The organism is Micromonospora sp. NPDC049257, assembly GCF_040678915.1.
Taxonomy (GTDB): Bacteria; Actinomycetota; Actinomycetes; order Mycobacteriales; family Micromonosporaceae; genus Micromonospora; species Micromonospora antibiotica.
This window is the reverse complement of record NZ_JBFAQU010000007.1, coordinates 147,521-164,974: the sequence shown is the minus strand read 5'-3', so window position 1 is coordinate 164,974 and position 17,454 is coordinate 147,521. Positions and strand designations below refer to the sequence as shown.

Genomic DNA, 17,454 nt, shown 5'->3' with positions numbered 1-17,454 from the left:
CTGAACGAACAGGTCACCGGCGTACGGGCCATGAGTCCGCGTACCCCGCCGGCGGGAACGGAGCAGAGGTAGGAGCATGACCAACGACAAGCGGCGGCGCGCGCCCGTCGCCCACCTGGAGACGGCGTTCGGGGTGACCCTCGACCCCGAGCTGCTGGAGCGGGCGTTGACCCACCGGTCGTACGCCTACGAGAACGGTGGGCTGCCCACCAACGAGCGGCTGGAGTTCCTCGGTGACTCGGTGCTCGGCGTGGTGATCACCACCGCGTTGTTCCGCAACCACCCGGACCTGCCCGAGGGGCAACTGGCGAAGCTGCGGGCCAGCGTGGTCAACATGCGTGCCCTGGCCGACGTCGCCCGGGGGCTCGGCCCCGACGGGCTCGGCGCCTACCTGCTGCTCGGCAAGGGGGAGGAGAGCACCGGCGGCCGGGACAAGGCGAGCATCCTCGCCGACACCCTGGAGGCGTTGCTCGGCGCGATCTACCTCCAGTACGGGCTGGACACCGCGGCGGAGGTCATCCACCGGCTGTTCGATCCGCTGATGGCCGAGTCGGCGGGCCGGGGCGCCGCCCTGGACTGGAAGACCAGCCTCCAGGAGCTGACCGCCGCGCTGGGGCTGGGCGTGCCCGAGTACCGGATCGAGGGCACCGGACCCGACCACCTGAAGACCTTCACCGCCTGGGTGGTGGTGGCCGGCAACCGCTACGGCGGATCCGAGGGGCGCAGTAAGAAGGAGGCCGAACAGCGGGCCGCCGACGCGGCCTGGCGGGAGCTGACCGCGCAGGCCGAGCGGGACCGCGCGGACGCCGCACCACCCGACGCGCAGGAGCCGGCGGCCGACGAGACCGCCGAGGCGGGTCTGGGTCGTGCCTGAACTGCCCGAGGTCGAGACGGTGCGGCAGGGGCTGGCCCAGTGGGTCACCGGTCGACGGATCTCGACGGTGGAGGTGCGCCACCCCCGGGCCGTGCGGCGACACGTCCCCGGCCCGGCGCACTTCGCCGACGTGCTCGCCGGCCGGACGGTGACCGACGTACGCCGGCGCGGCAAGTACCTCTGGCTGCCACTGGACAGCGGTGACGCGCTCGTCGGCCACCTGGGCATGTCGGGGCAGTTGCTGCTCCAGCCGGCCGAGGCGGCCGACGAGCTGCACCTGCGGGTCCGGTTCCGGTTCACCGACGACGGCCCGCAACTGCGCTTCGTCGACCAGCGGACGTTCGGTGGGCTCGCGGTCAGCGAGGGCGGCGCCGTTCTGCCCGCCGAGATCGCGCACATCGCCCGCGACCCGATGGACCCGGAATTCTCCGACACCGGATTCGTCACCGCCCTGCGCCGACGGCGTACGGAGGTCAAGCGGGCCCTGCTGGACCAGACGCTGATCTCCGGGGTGGGCAACATCTACGCCGACGAGGCGCTGTGGCGGGCCCGGCTGCACGGGGCCCGCCCCACCGACGCGGTGACCGCCCCCGCCGCGGGTCGGCTGCTCGGGCACGTACGGGACGTCCTGGCCGAGGCGATCAAGCAGGGCGGCACGAGCTTCGACGACCTGTACGTCAACGTCAACGGGGAGAGCGGCTACTTCGACAGGTCGCTCAACGCCTACGGCCGGGAAGGGGAACCCTGCCGGCGTTGCGGGGCGCCGATCCGCCGGGAGGCGTTCATGAACCGGTCGTCGTACAGCTGCCCGCGCTGTCAGCCCCGCCCCCGGGGTGCCCTCAGGGGGTGACCCCGACCCGGTTCGGGGTTGCACCGGTGTGCCGCGCCGACGGCACTCCGGGCCGGTGCCGGATTTACGCTGATCCACCCGGTCGGTCGTCCCGGGCGGCCCGGCCCGGCCGCCTCCGCGGCGTCCGGGGTGGGCCGGGGCCGATCCCCGATGTGCCCCGGCGTCGCCGTCCCTAGCGTCAGCACGGTCGGCAGGGCGCCGACGGGAAGGGGGCCCGACGGAGATGGGCGGCAGACCGGTGACGGTGCGGTTGGCGCGGTGGAGCGCCGAGCACCCGTGGCGCGCGATCGCGCTCTGGGTGGTCTTCGTGGCGGTGTGTTTCGTCGGTGGCAACGCCGCCGGCCTGAACGAGGCCACCCAGGCGGACCAGGCGATCGGCGAGTCCGGTCACGCCGACGTGATCGTCACCGAGGGGAAGTTCACCGATCCGGCGGTGGAGAACATCCTGATCACCCCGCGTACCGGCACCCTGGACCGGGCCGCCGCGCAGGCCGCGGCGACCGACGCGGCCGACCGGCTGCGGCAGATCACCGGGGTGGCGTCGGTGGGCGAGCCGGTGCCGTCGCGCGACGGTGCCGCGCTGCTGGTGCCGGTCACCATGGCCGGCGATCCGGAGACCGCCGCCGACCGGGTGCAGCCGCTGCGTGACGCCACCGCCGCCGCCCAGGCCGCCCACCCGCAGTTGCGGATCGAGCAGGTCGGCGGCCCGTCGATCAACCAGGCCCTGGACGACACCCTGGGCCGGGACTTCAAGCGGGCCGAGCTGCTCAGCCTGCCGGTCACCCTGGCCATCCTGATCGTCGCGTTCGGCGCGCTGATCGCCGCCGGGGTGCCGGTGCTGCTGGCGCTCTCCTCGGTGGCCGCCGCGATGGGGCTGTCCACCCTCGCCTCCCACCTGGTGCCCGCCACCGACACCACCTCCAGCGTGATCCTGCTGATCGGGATGGCCGTCGGGGTGGACTACTCGCTGTTCTACGTCCGACGGGAACGGGAGGAACGGGCCAAGGGCCGGTCCGGGCTGGACGCGGTGGAGATCGCCGCCGAGACCTCCGGGCACGCCGTGGTCGTCTCCGGCTTCGCGGTGATCATCTCGATGGCCGGCCTGATGCTCGCCGACGACGTGGTCTTCTCGTCCCTCGCCGTCGGCTCGATCCTGGTGGTCGCCGTCGCGGTGACCGGCTCGCTGACCGTGCTGCCGGCACTGCTGGCCAAGCTGGGCCGCTGGGTGGACCGCCCCCGGGTGCCGCTGCTGTGGCGGCTCACCGCGCCCCGCACCGGACGGCACGGGCAGCCGGCCCGGCCCCGGTTCTGGCCGGCGGTGCTGCGGCCCGCGCTGCGCGCGCCCCGGGCCACCCTGATCGTCTCGGTGGGGCTGCTGCTCGCCCTGGCCGCCCCGGCGCTCGGCATGAAGCTGAAGTTCCCCGGCATGGAGGACCTGCCCCGGACCACCCCGGCGATGCAGGCGTACGACCGGCTGACCGCCGCCTTCCCGAGCACCGGCACCAGCCACACGGTCGCCGTCCGGGCCCCCGCCGACCAGGCCGAACAGGTGCGCGCCGCGCTGACCGGGCTGGCCCGCACCGCCGCCGCCGACCCGCTGTTCGCCCCCGTGGAGGCGGACGGCCCGAAGATCGAGGTGTCGGCGGACCGCCGGGTGTCGGTGCTGGAGGTGGCCACCCCGTACGCCAGCCGGGACGACCGGTCGGTGAGCTCCCTGCACGAACTCCGCGACGACCTGCTGCCCGCCGCACTGCGTGGCATCCCCGGCGTCGAGTACGCCGTCGGTGGCGGGGTGGCCGCCAGCGAGGACTACGCCCGGCACATCCGGGAGAAGCTGCCGCTGGTGATGGCGTTCGTGCTGGCGCTGACCTTCCTCGTGATGACCTGGACGTTCCGGTCGGTGGTGGTCGCCCTCACCTCGATCCTGCTCAACCTGCTCTCCGCCGGGGCCGCCTACGGCCTGCTGGTGCTGGTCTTCCAGGGCGACTGGGCGCAGGACCTGCTCGGTTTCACCTCGATGGGGGCGATCGTCTCCTGGCTGCCGCTGTTCCTGTTCGTGGTGCTCTTCGGGCTCTCCATGGACTACCACGTCTTCGTGGTCAGCCGGATCCGGGAGGCGGTACGCGCCGGCCGGTCCAACGCCGACGCGGTCGCCTACGGCATCACCTCCTCGGCGGGGGTGGTGACCAGCGCGGCGATCGTGATGGTCGGGGTGTTCGCGATCTTCGCCTCGCTCAGCACGATCGACATGAAGCAGCTCGGCATCGGGCTGGCCGCGGCGATCCTGCTGGACGCCACGATCATCCGGGCGGTGGTGCTGCCGTCGGTGATGACCCTGCTCGGCGAGGCCAACTGGTGGGCGCCCCGCTTCCTGCGCGGGCGCAGCCGGCCCGCCGCCACCCCACCGGCCGACCCGACGCCGGAGCTGGTCGGGGCACACTGACCGGCCGTTCCACCAGCCCCGGGGCCGCCGCCCTGCCCACTCGCCGCCGGTGACCGCCCTTGCGGGTGGTGCAGCGCCGTGGCCGGCGGCGCGGGTGACCCGGACCGCAGCTCGCGGTCCGGGTCACCCCGGCGTGCCGGGGACCGGCCCGGGGACGGTGGGACAGGGCACGCGCCAGGCGTCCAGGGTGCGGTTCTTGCGGATCGAGGCGAAGCCGTAGCCGACGGTCGTCACGCAGAAACCCGCCGGGTCCCCGGCGTACTCGACCTGGAAGACCGGCTTGTCCGCGTCGGCGAAGGGGAGCAGCTTGGCGCAGCGGCGCAGCCGGACGCACTCCTCGTCGACCGCGAAGTCGAATTCCGGGGCCAGCGCGGCCACCTGCGCGACGTCGCCGACCAGGCCGGGGGAGAGACCCAGGGCCCGGGCCAGCGCGGCGGACCGCCGGTTGAAAGCCAACTGGTCGTCGAAGTCGAGCGGGAAACCCGACCGGTGGGCGTACCCGTCGGCGTCGACGAGGGCCACCGCGCCGAAACCCTTGCCCCGGCAGAGCCGGAACCGGTCGGCCAGGACGGGACGCAGCAGGTCCCACCGCCGGATGTCGACCCACCGGCTCCCGGGCCGCCCGGCCGCACCGCCGCCGACCGCCGCCGGGTAGCGCGCGGCGTCCGGATCCGTCCCGGCGTACGTCCCGACCGGCACGTGACAGATCAGCCGCCGGTCGCGCCGACGCAACGCCCCGGTCTCGGCGGTGCTCACCCGGACCGGGTCGAGGAGGAAGACGTCGGCGTCGACGGTGGTGTCGACCGGGCCGGTGAGCTGCCACTGCCACCGCCACTGCCGGGCCGTGCCGGGCGGCCACGGGGTCGGTGCGCCGGGCGGACCGAGGTCGGGACGGCAGGCGTACACCGGGGTCAGCAGGGTGAGTGCCAGCGTGGCCGACAGCACCCGGCGGGCCGGGTGGCGCAGCGGTGGCCGGGTGGGCAGCGGCGACCCGCCGCGCGTCGCGGACGCTGACGGCCGGATGCGCATCGGCGGCTCCCGGGTCCCGTGCGGTACGTCGCACGCCTCACCCGGTCAAACGAGAAGCCCCCGGCGACGACGCGGTCACGTCGTCGCCGGGGGCCGGCCGTCCCCGGTCAGCGCGGGGCGGCGAAGTCCTGCGTCCAGTACGGCCCGTTGCTGTCGGCCACACCCACGCCGATCTCGGTGAACGCGCAGTTGAGGATGTTGGCCCGGTGGCCGGAGCTGTTCATCCAGGCGTCCATCACCGCAGCCGGGGTCTGCTGGTTCCAGGCGACGTTCTCGCCGTAGGTGCGCCAGGTGTAACCGGCCCGGTCCAGCCGCTGGCCGGCGTCGCTGCCGTCGCTGCCGGTGTGCGTCATGTTCTTGTGGTCGGCCTGGTCCTGGCTGTGCTGCTGGGCGGCGAGGGTCAGCTTGGCGTCCACCGTGACGGCGGCGCAGCCGGCCTTGGCCCGTTCGGCGTTGACCAGGTCGACGACCTGCTGGACCTGGCTGCCCCCGCCGCCGCTGACCGCGGCCCGGGTGGTGGTCGCCGCGGTGGGGATGTTGCCGCCCCGGGTGGTCTGCCGGGACGCCGGCTGGGTCCGGCTCGGGGCGGGCGTCGGCGTGACGCTCCGGCTCGGCGACGGGCTCGGCGACGCCGCCGACGGGCTCGGCGACGGGCTGGGGGAGGTCGGGGCGGTGGTGCTCGGTGCGGTGTCCGGGATGACCGGCGCGGTGGCCACCGGTTCGTCGAGGGCGGCCGGGTCGGTGCGCTCGTCGTCGGGCAGCATCAGCGCGCCGATGCCCAGGCTCACCACCAGGGTCGCCGCTGCGGCGGCCCCGCCGATGAGCAGTGGACGCTTCAGCCGGCGACGCGGCCGGCCGGGGCCGGTGGGTGTCGGCCGGACGTTGCCGGTGGGTGTCGTCGGTCCGCCGGCCGGCACGACCGCCGAGGCGAGCGCGGTGGCGTTCCGGTCGGCGGGCCCGCAACCGGCTCCGCTCAGGTACGCCTGCCGCCCGTCCGGTTCGCCCACCCAGGGCCCGTCCTGCCCGGTGGCCGGGTGCGTGTCCCCGCCCCACGTCCCGGCCGGTTCGCCCTGCCACCGCCCGGTCTGCTCGTCCTGCCACCGGTCGGCCGGCTCGCCGTGCGTGTCCTGCCAGCGGTCGGCGGCATCGCCGTGCCACGGCCCGGCCTGCTCGCCACCCCGCGGCCCGGCCTGCTCGCCGTGCCACTGGTCGGTCTGCCCGCCCTGCGTGTCCGGCCACCGGTCGGCGTGCCCGCCCTGCCAGCCACCGGCCGGTTCGCCCTGCCACTGCCCGTCGGTTTCGCCCTGCCACTGCCCGTCGGTTTCGCCGTGCCACGGCCCGGTCGGCGTGTCCTGCCACGAACCGGCGGGCCCGCCCTGCGTGGGACCGGTCTGGTCAGCCTGCCAGCGGTCGGTCCGGTCGTCCTGCCAGGTCCCGGTCGGTCCGTCCTGCCAGGTCCCGGTCGGTTCGTCCTGCCGACGGTCGGTCCGGTCGGCGGTCGGCCACTGCCCGGCGGCCGCTGCGGTCCACCGGCCGGTCGGCTCGTCGCGCCACCGGTCCGCCGGCTCGTTCCGCCACGTTCCGGTCGGTTCCGCCGGGTGCTGGCCGGGTGCCGCGTCGGGCCGGTGGTCACCGGCGGGTGGCGGTCCGGCGGCCCAGCGGTCGGGTCCACCCGCGAAGCGCCCGGCGGAGGTGCCGGCCGGGTCGGGGCCGGTCCGATCCGGGCCGTCCGGCGTCGGGTCGTCACCGAAGAGGTACGCCGAGCGGGGCTCGGGACGGTCGGTCAGCCAGGCCGGGTCGTCCGCCGACGGCTGCGGCCGTCGGTATGCGGCGTCCGGGTCGTTCGGATCGGTCGAGCCGTACACGCCTGTCGCCTCCACGGGTCGGTTGCGGGCCGGGGTGACGCTACGGCGGCAACGGGAACAGCGGCAACGCGGCTAAGGAAGAGTTAAGGCCGGGCAGACATCCAGGGTCACCGTAGCCGCCGGGGAAGGCGTAGAGTCAAGAAGTCCGGACAGAGAGTGTCCGAGCCTTACGGCCCCCGGCGCAGTCGTCAGGGTAGGCGTGTAGATGATCTACGGCCTGCGAGAACTTGACGAACGGCGGATTATCGCTCAATATGTAGGTGTCGCCAGTCGCGCCCAGCCACGCCCGGAACTCAGTGGCCCGGTAGTAGTCGCGAACACGAAATGGGCGCGCGTTGGCCGGCTTTTCCGGCAGCGCATATCAAGGAGTTAGCATGGCGAAGGCCCTGTACGGCCACGTAGGTGCAGCGCCCGACCGGCGTCTGCTCGACGAGGTCACCCGACTGCGTTCCAGGGTGCAGGCCCTGGAGTTCGAGATCACGCGCCTGCGCGCCGACAATGATCGGCTCGCGGCGGCTGCGGCGGAGGTGGACGACCTCCTCCGGCTGGCCGAGCCGGCGCTCACCTGATCTTCGGCACCGCAGAAAACTGAACAGCACCACCGCGAAATAGCGCGCCGACACTTTTTTGTGCCGGCGCGCAGTGCTGTCGCCGGCAATTCTCCCGGGCGTCAATTCGTGATCTTGTCACTCGATGTGGCGTAGCACACCCGATCATTTTCCGAACCGTACGGGGTGCGGCACCGGGGGCCGGGGCGGGTCGCGTGCCGGTCACCGCGTACCGACGGGTTAGTCTGCGGGTTCACCAGGTCCGCGCAGCCCGCGACGCCTGCGGTGGCCACCGGACGAGGATCGGACAGGTGCATCTCAAGAGTCTGACGGTGAAGGGGTTCAAGTCCTTCGCCTCCGCCACGACGTTGAAGCTGGAGCCCGGGATCACCTGCGTGGTCGGCCCGAACGGCTCCGGCAAGTCCAACGTCGTCGACGCGATCGCCTGGGTGCTGGGCGAGCAGGGCGCCAAGGCGCTGCGCGGCGGCAAGATGGAGGACGTCATCTTCGCCGGCACCGCCGGGCGGGCGCCGCTGGGCCGGGCCGAGGTCACCCTCACCATCGACAACACCGACGGCGCGCTGCCGATCGAGTACACCGAGGTCTCCATCACCCGCCGGATGTTCCGCTCCGGCGAGAGCGAGTACGAGATCAACGGCGACTCGTGCCGGCTGCTCGACATCCAGGAGCTGCTCAGCGACTCCGGCATCGGCCGGGAGATGCACATCATCGTCGGTCAGGGCCGGCTCGACGGCATGTTGCACGCCAAACCGGAGGACCGCCGCTCGTTCATCGAGGAGGCGGCCGGCGTGCTCAAGCACCGCAAGCGCAAGGAGAAAGCGCTGCGGAAGCTCGACGCGATGCAGGTCAACCTCAACCGGCTGACCGACCTCACCGCCGAGCTGCGCCGCCAGCTCAAGCCACTGGGCCGGCAGGCCGAGGTGGCCCGCCGGGCCGCCGCCATCCAGGCCAACCTGCGCGACGCCCGGCTCCGGCTGCTCGCCGACGACCTGCACACCCTGCGGGTCACCCTGGACAAGGAGATCGCCGACGAGACGGCGCTGCGGGAGCGGCGCGAACAGATCGAGGGCGAGCACACCGAGGTGCAGGGCCGTCTCGGTGAGCTGGAGGCGGCGCTCGCCGAGGACGCGCCGCTGCTCGCCGCCGCCCAGGACACCTGGTACAAGCTCTCCGCCCTCGCCGAACGGTTCCGCTCGGTGGAGCAGGTGGCCCGGGAACGGCTGCGCCACCTCAGCGCCACCGGCGACGACGAGCGACCCGGCCGGGACCCCGACCAGCTGGAGGCCGAGTCGCAGCGGGTCCGCGAGCAGGAGGAGGAGCTGCGCGCGGCGCTCACCGACGACCAGATCCGGCTCGCCGAGGCCGTCGAGCACCGGCAGGAGCTGGAACGCCAGCTCGCCGCCGCCGAACGGGAACTCGTCGCCGCCGCCAAGGCGATCGCCGACCGGCGGGAGGGCCTGGCCCGGCTGACCGGGCAGGTGAACTCGGCGCGGGCCCGCACCACCAGCGCCGGCGAGGAGATCGACCGGCTCGCCGCCGCGCATGCCGATGCCCTGGCCCGCGCCGACCAGGCCCAGGCCGAGCTGGACGCGGTCGCCGAACAGTCCACCGAGGCCGACCGGGACAACGCCGAACTCGACGACCGGCACGCCGAGGCGGTGGCCGCCCACGAACGGGCCCAGGCCATCGTCCGGGCGTTGACCGACACCGAGCGGGCCGCCGAGAAGGACGCCGCGACGTGGAAGGCCCGCGAGGAGGCGCTCGCCCTGGGCCTGCGCCGCAAGGACGGTGCCGGGGCGCTGCTGGCCCGCGCCGACGAGGTGCCCGGCCTGCTGGGCAGCCTGGCCGGGCTGCTCACCGTCGCCGCCGGCCATGAGGCGGCGCTCGCCGCCGCGCTCGGTGGGCTCGCCGACGCGGTGGCGGTCACCGGGGTGGACGAGGCCGTCGAGGCGATGCGGCTGCTGAAGATCTCCGACGCCGGCCGGGCCGGCCTGCTGGTCGGCGGCCCCGCCGGACCCGGCATGACCGGCTCCGCCGACGCGCTGCGCCCCCGGCTTCCGGAGTCCGCCCGGTGGGCGCCGGACCTGGTGGAGTGCGCCCCCGAGCTGCGTCCCGCCGTACACCGGGCGCTGCGTGACGTGGCGCTGGTCGACGACCTCGCCGCCGCCGCCGAGCTGGTCGCGGACAACCCGGAGCTGCGCGCGGTCACCCCGGACGGCGACGTGGTCGGGGCGTACGCGGCGGCCGGCGGGTCGGCCAAGGCGGCCAGCTTCATCGAGGTGCAGGCCGCCGTGGAGGAGGCCCGCACCAACCGGCTCACCGCTGAACGGACCGGTGCGGAGCTGCGCGACCAGCTCGTCGACGCCCGGGCCGAGGTGGCCGCCGCGAAGGAGGCGGTGCAGCACGCCGCCGCCGCGAAACGGGAGGCGGAGAGCCACCGCAACGCCGCCGCCCGCCGGCTGGCCGAGCTGGGTGCGGCGGCCCGTTCGGCCAGGGCGGAGACCGACCGGCTCGGTGAGAGCCGGTCCCGCGCCGAGGCGGCCCGGGAACGTGACCTGACCGCCCTCGCCGAGCTGGCGGAGCGGCTGCGGCTCGCCGAGGACACCCCGATCGACGCGGAACCCTCCACCGAGGACCGGGACCAGCTCGCCGCGATGGTGCCCCGGGCCCGGCAGAACGAGATGGAGGTCCGGCTCGCGGTGCGTACCGCCGAGGAGCGCGTCGCCTCGATCGCCGGCCGGGCCGACTCGCTGGCCCGGCAGGCCACCGCCGAGCGGGCGGCCCGGGAGCGGGCGGCGGCCCGGCGGGCGGCCCGGACCCGGGGTGCGGCGATCGCCCGAGCCGTGGTCGGCGGGGCCCGCGAGGCACTCACCCGGCTGGGCACCTCCGTCGCGCGCGCCGAGGAGCACCGCGACGCGGTCGCCCGCGAACGCGCCGCCCGGGAAGCCGAACTCCAGGAGGTACGCGGGGCGGCGAAGCGGCTCGGCGCGGAGCTGGAGCGGTTGACCAGCCAGGTGCACCGCGACGAGGTGGCCCGCGCCGAGCAGCGGCTGCGCATCGAGCAGTTGGAAGCCAAGGCCGCCGAGGATTTCGGCCTGGACCTGGAGACCCTGCTCGCCGAGTACGGCCCGGCGCAGCCCGTCCCGCCGACCCCGGTGGACGTCGCGACCGCCGAACGCGACGGCCTGCCGGTGCCCGAGCCGGTCCGCTACGAGCGGCCGGTGCAGGAGAAGCGGGCCGCCAAGGCGGAACGGGAACTGGCCCTGCTCGGCAAGGTCAACCCGCTCGCGCTGGAGGAGTTCGCCGCCCTGGAGGAGCGCTTCAAGTTCCTCTCCGAGCAGCTGGAGGACCTCAAGGCCACCCGGCGTGACCTGCTCACCGTGGTCAAGGACGTCGACGAGCGGATCCTGGAGGTCTTCGCCAGCGCGTTCGCCGACACCGCCCGCGAGTTCGAGCAGGTCTTCACCGTGCTCTTCCCCGGCGGCGAGGGCCGGTTGATCCTCACCGAACCCGACGACCTGCTCACCACCGGCGTGGAGGTGGAGGCCCGGCCACCCGGCAAGAAGATCAAACGGTTGTCGCTGCTCTCCGGTGGTGAGCGGTCGCTGACGGCGGTGGCGATGCTGGTGGCGATCTTCCGGGCCCGGCCCAGCCCGTTCTACATCATGGACGAGGTGGAGGCGGCCCTCGACGACGTGAACCTGGGTCGGTTGATCACGCTGCTGGCCCAGTTGCGGGAGAAGAGCCAGCTGATCGTCATCACCCACCAGAAGCGGACCATGGAGATCGCCGACGCGCTCTACGGCGTGACCATGCGCAGCGGCGTCACCCAGGTGATCAGCCAACGGCTCAACCGGACCGACGACGAGCGGTCCGACCGAACTGAGGAGAATCAGTAGTGGCACGGGAACGGCCGACGGCGCTCCTGCTCGACTTCGACGGCGTGCTGCGCCACTGGGACCCGGCGGTGGCCGCCGGCATCGAGCGGGAGTACGGCCTCTCCGCCGGGGTGCTCGGCGAGATCGCCATGCACTGGGGGAGGCTGCAACCGGTGCTGACCGGTCAGGTCAGCCACGCCGACTGGGTGTCCAGCGTGGCTGACGCGCTGACCGAGTCGGTCGGCCCGGACCGGGCGCGGGCGGCGGTGCAGCAGTGGCAGCGCTACCGGGGTGAGCTCGACGCCGACGTGCTGGCGTTCGTCCGCGAGGTGCGGGCCGCCGGGGTCCGGGTGGGTCTCGGCACCAACGCCACCGACCTGCTCGACACCGACCTCGCCGAGCTGGGCCTGGTCGGCGAGCTGGACGTGGTGGTCAACTCCTCGGTCGTCGGGGTGCACAAGCCGGCGAAGGAGTACTTCCAGGCGGCCTGTGCGGCGCTGGAGACCCCGCCCGCGCGGGTGCTCTTCGTCGACGACGAGGACTGGGCGGTCCGGGGAGCGCGGGCGGCCGGGCTGTCGGCGTACCGGTGGAGTGGGCCGGAGGGGCTGCGCTACCTGCGGGCGGCGCTGGCCCACTGACCCCGGGCGGCGGGGGTCATCCGTCGCTGACGTCGTGGGGCTGGCTCTGCTGTCGCCAGTACGTCAGGGCCTCGGCGGCTTCGGCGGTGAGCGGATGGTCCGGGCCGACCACCCGCAGACAGGTGGCCAGCAACTGCTCCAGGGCGTCGGCGGCACCCGCCGGATTCCCTGCGCGCCCCCGCCACGAGGCCAGGTTCCGTTGCGCGTACAGGGTCTGCGGATGCTCGGCGCCGAGCACCCGGATGTAGTCCGCGACCAGTGCCCGCGTCTCGCTCACCGCGGCGGCGTGCTCACCGGTGACGCCGAGCTGGAAGGCCAGGCCGTTGCGGGCTTTCAGGGTCACGTCGTGCTCGGGGCCCAGCAGCCGATGGCAGTCGGCGAGCAGCTCACGGAGCGCGACGACCGCACCGGCCGGATCACCGGCCTGTCCCCGTAGCCAGGCCAGGCTTCCCCGGGAGTTCAGTGTCTCGGGGTGGTCCGGGCCGTTCACCCGTAGGCGGTCGGCGAAGACCTCGGCGGTGGCTTCGGCGGCCCCGGCGGGATCGCCCGCCTCGCCCCGCCAGAAGGCGATGTTGTGCCGGGTGGTCAATGTGAGCGGGGCGTCCGGGCCCAGCACCCGGATGCAGTCGGCGGCGAGCGTGACGAATTCGTCCGCCGCCCCGGCGGCATCTCCGCCCCAACCCCGGTGGAAGGCGTGCAGAAAACGGAAGTTGAGTGTTCCGGCGTGGTCCGGCCCGTACAGCCGCAGCGAGTCGGCGATGGTCCGATCCAGGCCGTCGCTGGCAGCCCTGACCAGCCCGGCGTCACCCAGGCTGCTGTAGAGGCTGATCAACACGTCCCGAGACTCGTCGCGGAGCAGCAGGTCACCGACATGATCACGGAGCGCGACGGTGTTCGCCCGGAACGCCTGACTGAGGGCCGGGCGGGTCTCGCTCTCGGGCCACTGGTCCAGCAGCGCGGCGGCGGCGGTCCGGGTGGCCCGGCTGAGCTGGTCGCCGGTGAGCTGATCCCGTGCGGCGCGCTGCACCAGCGCGTGCACCCGCAGGCTGCCACCGTGCGGGTCGTGCGTGATCAGGTTGAGGCGGTGCAGGTTGTGCAGGGCGCGACCCACCTCGTCCACCCCGACGACGTCGTCGGTGCCGCGTGCCTCGGTCAGATAGGCCAGTACGGCCGTGGTGGTGAGCAGGGTGGTGGGGACGCCGTTGGGGTCCAGCAGCGCGACCAGATTCAGCACCGGCCGGGCCAGGCCGGCGGGGGTCGCCGCGTCGGCGGCGTCGATGGACAGCGCCCAGGTCGCCGCCACCGTGGCCCGGTGGTCGTCGGGGAGGGCGTCCGGCTGGGGCACCAACTCGTCGAGCCGCCGTCGGCGGTCGGTGAGCAGCCGGCGGTAACCGGCGCAGTCGAGCCCCCGGTCCCGGATGAAGGCGGCGGCCTGGGCGACGGCCAGCGGCAGATGGCCGAGGTCGGCGGCGAGTTGACCGGCCTCGGCCAGCCGACCCGGGTCGGCGATGGCCCGGTGCAGGTAGCCTTCGGCCTCGGCCTCGCTGAAGAGCCCCACCTCGACCAGGACGCGACCCTCGGCGGCGAGGACGGCGTCACGTCGGCGGGTGGTGACGATCGTGCGCCCGTGGCGGTTGGCGGGCGGCCACCAGCCGGCCGCGTGGGCCGGCGTGTCGAGGTTGTCCAGCACCACCAGCCAGCGGCGGTCGGTGCGTTCGCACCAGTTCAGCAGTGTCGCGGCGGCCTGCTCCAGGTCCACCGTCGGATCGACCAGACGTAGTTGCCAGGCAGCCTGGGCGTAACCGGCGAGGATGGCGTCCCGGCTGATGGCGGTGATCCAGACCAGCAGGTCGAGTTCGCCGGTGTGGGCCAGGCGTCGGGCGAACTGGGCCGCGAGTTGGGTCTTGCCGACACCGCCCATCCCGGAGAGCACCTGGGTGAGCACCGCGGTGCGGCCGGTCCGGGCGACGCGGGTCAGGTCCAGCTGCGCACGTCGGTCCTGGAACCAGGACGCGGACTGCGGCAGCCGTCCGACCTGCACCAGACGGCCGGTCGCCGGGGCACGGTCGGCTCGGCCGACCCGCAGCGCCTGCACGGCGGCGATGGTGCCGACCAGGGAGAACACCGCGCTGACGATGCCGGCGATCCAACCGGCCTGCTCGGTGCCGGCCCAGCCGGGGCGCAGCGCTGCGCCATCGACGGGACGACGCAGCAGCACGATGGCCACGGCGGCAGCCAGCAACGCCGCCAGCAGCAACATCACCGCCCGCCGGCCGGGCGGGCGACGGCGGAAGACCTCACCCATGTCTCCATCATCCCGTGTGGACGCACGCCGCTCATCGGTGCTCCGGAGCGCTCCTGCGGCCTCACGGATGGTGATGTCCGGTCATCTGGTCACGACGGGTGCCCGCAACACCCCAGGCCGGGGTCGGGCCGGCCGGCGGACGGGTGGGCCGCGCCGACCGGCGACGGGGTCACTCGCCGGTGACCCCGTCGAGGCGTTCCCGGAGCAGGTCGGCGTGACCGTTGTGCCGGGCGTACTCCTCGATCAGGTGCAGGTAGACCCAGCGCAGGCTGAAGGTCCGCCCCTTGGTGCCGACCTCGGTGAACGTCTCGTCGAGCGAGCGGCCCACGGCGGCGGCCCGGGCCAGCTCGACCTGCTCGTGGTAGGTGGCGAAGTCGGCCTCGGCGTCGGCGTGGCTCACGTCGAGGTCGGCGTCCGGGTCGTCCACGGAACCGTACGGGTAGTCGACCTGCTGCCGGGCGAAGTTCTCCCGGAACCACCAGGCCTCCACCTCGCCCAGGTGCCGGACCAGGCCGAGCAGGGTGAGCTCGGACGGCGGCACGCTCGGGGTGCGCAACTGCTCGCCGGTGAGCCCGGCACACTTGAGCAGCAGGGTCTGCCGGTGGTAGTCGAGCCAGCTCTCCAGCATGGCCCGCTCGTCGCCGACGGGGAGTTCAGGGGTCCGGGTGATGTCCGGTGCTCGCCAGGTCATGCCCGGCATCCTCGTCGCCCGGTCCGACATTCCGCGACCGTTATTCGTCGCGTCGTCGGCGGCACCACCCGGCCCGGATGCCCGGCGACGACCCGGCGCAGGCGGCGGTCGCCGACCCTGCCCCGGTCAGGGGACGACGAGGACCGGCCAGCGGCCGGTGCGGACCAGGCGGGTGGCGACGGAACCGACCAGCCGGTGCCCGGCCTGCTCGGAGGAGCCGACCACCACCAGGTCCGCCCGGGACTCGTCGGCTGCCGCCCGCAACTCGGTGTACGCGTCGCCGCGCCGGCACAGGAACGTCACCGGCAGCCCCAGTTCCTCCGCGCCCCGGCGGCACTCCTGTCGCAGGTCGTCGGCGAGTTCGTCGTGGGTCTGCTGGACCGCCCCGGCCACCACCCCGGGCATCAGGCTGGTGTAGCCGGCCGGTGCGCTGACGAAGACCACCACCAGTCCGGCGCCCTGTCGACGGGCCAGCCCTGCCGCGTAGGAGGCGGCCCGTAGCGAGGTGCGGCTGCCGTCGACCCCGACCAGCACGACCCGGGGTCCGTCGGTGCCCCGCTCGAACTCCTGCGGGCGGGCCTGCGGGCCGTACTGCTCACGCTCGACGGGGACGCTCACCGGTCGGTCCCGGTGCGGACCACCGCCGCCCCGGCAGCCGCCGCGACGGTGGACTCCTGCGCGACGGTGTCGGTCCGGGCGTCCCCGGTGTGCTGGCGTAGCGGGATCTCCTTGATGAAGATCACCGCGATCAGGGAGATCAGCCCGAACGGGGCGGCAACCAGGAAGATGTCACCCGCGCCGTGGCCGTAGGCGCTCTCCACCACGGTCCGGATCGGCCCCGGCAGGGTGTGCACGTTGGGCAGCACGCCGCCGCTGCCCGAGCCGGTGGCCGGGATGCCCAGCGCGGTGAGTCCGTCGGCGATGTAGTCCTTGACCCGGTGGCTGAGGACCGCGCCGAGCACGGACACGCCGACCGCGCCGCCGAGGCTGCGGAAGAACGCCACCACCGAGCTGGCCGCGCCGAGTTCGTGGGCGTCGACGGTGTTCTGCACGGCGAGGACGAGGTTCTGCATGGTCATGCCGAGCCCGAGCCCGATCAGCGCCATGTAGATGGACAGGTGCCAGTAGGGGGTGTCGTAGCGGATCGTGCCCATCAGCGCGAAGCCGGCGGTGAGCAGCGCCGATCCGGCGACCAGGTAGCGCTTCCAGCGGCCGGTCCGGGTGATGATCCGGCCGACGACGACGGAGGAGATCAGCAGGCCGAGGATCATCGGCATGGTCATCAGACCGGACATGGTCGGGCTCTCGCCCCGGCTGATCTGGAAGTACTGGCCGAGGAAGACCGATGCGCCGAACATCCCGACGCCGACGGCGATGCTGGCGACGACGGCGAGGGTGATGGTCCGGTTGCGGAACAGCCTCGGCGGGATCATCGGCTCGCTGGCCCGGTTCTCGACGCGGACGGCGAGCACGCCGAGGGCGATCGCGCCGATCACCATGGCGGCGCTCTGCCCGGAGATCCAGTCGTACTTGTCGCCGGCCAGGGTGACCCAGATCAGCAGCAGCGACACGGCGGCGGTGATCAGGGTCGCGCCCCACCAGTCGATCTTCACCTGGCGCCTGACGACCGGCAGGTGCAGGGTCTTCTGGAGCACCACCAGGGCGGCGATGGCGAACGGCACGCCGACGTAGAAGCACCAGCGCCAGCCGAGCCAGGAGGTGTCGACGATGACGCCGCCGATCAGCGGGCCGCCGATGGTGCCGACGGCCAGCACCGCGCCGAGGTAGCCGCTGTACCGGCCGCGCTCGCGGGGCGCGATCATCGTCGCCATGATCACCTGGGCCAGGGCGGTGAGGCCGCCCGCGCCGACGCCCTGGAGCACCCGGCAGGCGATGAGCTGCTCGGTGGACTGGGACAGGCCGGCCAGCACGGAGCCCAGCACGAAGATGGCCAGGGAGAGCTGGACCAGCAGCTTCTTGCTGGTCAGGTCGGCGAGCTTGCCCCAGATCGGGGTGGTCGCGGTGGTCGCCAGCAGGGTCGAGGTGACCACCCACGTGTAGGCGGACTGGCCGCCCTTGAGTTCGGTGATGATCCGCGGCAGCGCGTTGGAGACGACCGTGGAGGAGAGGATCGCGACGAACATGCCCAGCAGCAGTCCGGAGAGGGCCTCCAGGATCTGCCGGTGGGTCATCTCGACGCCGGTCGCCCGGGTGGGCGCTGTCGCCTGGGTCATCGTCGTTGCCTCCGCTGGTGGTGAAAAGGGTGCCTCGGGCAACCGTAAGCGTTCGTTGCCCCAAGCAACAACCGGAGG

General features: G+C 73.7%; 12 protein-coding genes. 6 read left to right on the top strand and 6 right to left on the bottom strand.

What is annotated here, in order from left to right:
* The first annotated feature begins 76 nt into the window (after window positions 1-76).
* The 3 genes from rnc to AB0K25_RS13825 all read left to right on the top strand — a co-directional run bounded on the left by rnc (window position 77) and on the right by AB0K25_RS13825 (window position 4,167).
* Window positions 77-874: a ribonuclease III gene (rnc, locus tag AB0K25_RS13835; RefSeq protein ID WP_244252296.1), complete on the top strand. Its 798-nt coding sequence runs from the start codon at window positions 77-79 to the stop codon at window positions 872-874.
* On the top strand, window positions 867-1,724 hold the full coding sequence (gene mutM / locus AB0K25_RS13830) for a bifunctional DNA-formamidopyrimidine glycosylase/DNA-(apurinic or apyrimidinic site) lyase (protein ID WP_219468259.1): 858 nt from the start codon (window positions 867-869) through the stop codon (window positions 1,722-1,724). The genes rnc and mutM overlap by 8 nt, the downstream gene beginning before the upstream one ends.
* 223 nt (window positions 1,725-1,947) lie before the next feature.
* Window positions 1,948-4,167 (top strand): MMPL family transporter, encoded by a 2,220-nt coding sequence (locus AB0K25_RS13825; protein ID WP_363820360.1) that lies wholly within the window; start codon window positions 1,948-1,950, stop codon window positions 4,165-4,167.
* Between the two features lie 123 nt (window positions 4,168-4,290).
* Here AB0K25_RS13825 and AB0K25_RS13820 read toward each other — a convergent pair whose 3' ends face one another.
* Both AB0K25_RS13820 and AB0K25_RS13815 read right to left on the bottom strand, forming a co-directional pair.
* Window positions 4,291-5,196, bottom strand: a complete 906-nt coding sequence (locus tag AB0K25_RS13820; protein ID WP_357534581.1) for an endo alpha-1,4 polygalactosaminidase — start codon at window positions 5,194-5,196, stop codon at window positions 4,291-4,293.
* A 107-nt stretch (window positions 5,197-5,303) separates the two neighbouring features.
* Window positions 5,304-7,061 carry a CAP domain-containing protein gene (locus tag AB0K25_RS13815; protein ID WP_363820357.1) on the bottom strand — a complete coding sequence of 586 codons (1,758 nt, stop codon included), beginning with the start codon at window positions 7,059-7,061 and terminating at the stop codon, window positions 5,304-5,306.
* A 374-nt stretch (window positions 7,062-7,435) separates the two neighbouring features.
* On the opposite strand from AB0K25_RS13815, the gene AB0K25_RS13810 reads away from it, so the two are divergent.
* The 3 genes from AB0K25_RS13810 (at window position 7,436) to AB0K25_RS13800 (ending at window position 12,146) form a co-directional block, all read left to right on the top strand.
* Window positions 7,436-7,630: a hypothetical protein gene (locus AB0K25_RS13810; protein WP_067305353.1), complete on the top strand. Its 195-nt coding sequence runs from the start codon at window positions 7,436-7,438 to the stop codon at window positions 7,628-7,630.
* A 290-nt stretch (window positions 7,631-7,920) separates the two neighbouring features.
* On the top strand, window positions 7,921-11,529 hold the full coding sequence (smc, locus tag AB0K25_RS13805; RefSeq protein ID WP_357534576.1) for a chromosome segregation protein SMC: 3,609 nt from the start codon (window positions 7,921-7,923) through the stop codon (window positions 11,527-11,529).
* Complete coding sequence (locus tag AB0K25_RS13800) at window positions 11,529-12,146, top strand: HAD-IA family hydrolase (RefSeq protein WP_219468269.1); 618 nt, start codon at window positions 11,529-11,531, stop codon at window positions 12,144-12,146. Before smc ends, AB0K25_RS13800 begins: the two co-directional genes overlap by 1 nt.
* Window positions 12,147-12,162: 16 nt before the next feature.
* Here AB0K25_RS13800 and AB0K25_RS13795 read toward each other — a convergent pair whose 3' ends face one another.
* The 4 genes from AB0K25_RS13795 to AB0K25_RS13780 all read right to left on the bottom strand — a co-directional run bounded on the left by AB0K25_RS13795 (window position 12,163) and on the right by AB0K25_RS13780 (window position 17,376).
* Window positions 12,163-14,451 carry a tetratricopeptide repeat protein gene (locus AB0K25_RS13795; RefSeq protein ID WP_363820354.1) on the bottom strand — a complete coding sequence of 763 codons (2,289 nt, stop codon included), beginning with the start codon at window positions 14,449-14,451 and terminating at the stop codon, window positions 12,163-12,165.
* Window positions 14,452-14,620: 169 nt separating this feature from the next.
* Entirely contained in the window at window positions 14,621-15,142 is a 522-nt protein-coding gene (locus tag AB0K25_RS13790) for a DinB family protein (protein ID WP_219468274.1), read from the bottom strand.
* Between the two features lie 126 nt (window positions 15,143-15,268).
* Window positions 15,269-15,760, bottom strand: a complete 492-nt coding sequence (locus AB0K25_RS13785; RefSeq protein ID WP_219468277.1) for a universal stress protein — start codon at window positions 15,758-15,760, stop codon at window positions 15,269-15,271.
* Entirely contained in the window at window positions 15,757-17,376 is a 1,620-nt protein-coding gene (locus AB0K25_RS13780) for an MDR family MFS transporter (RefSeq protein WP_219468280.1), read from the bottom strand. The genes AB0K25_RS13785 and AB0K25_RS13780 overlap by 4 nt, the downstream gene beginning before the upstream one ends.
* Window positions 17,377-17,454: the final 78 nt, after the last annotated feature.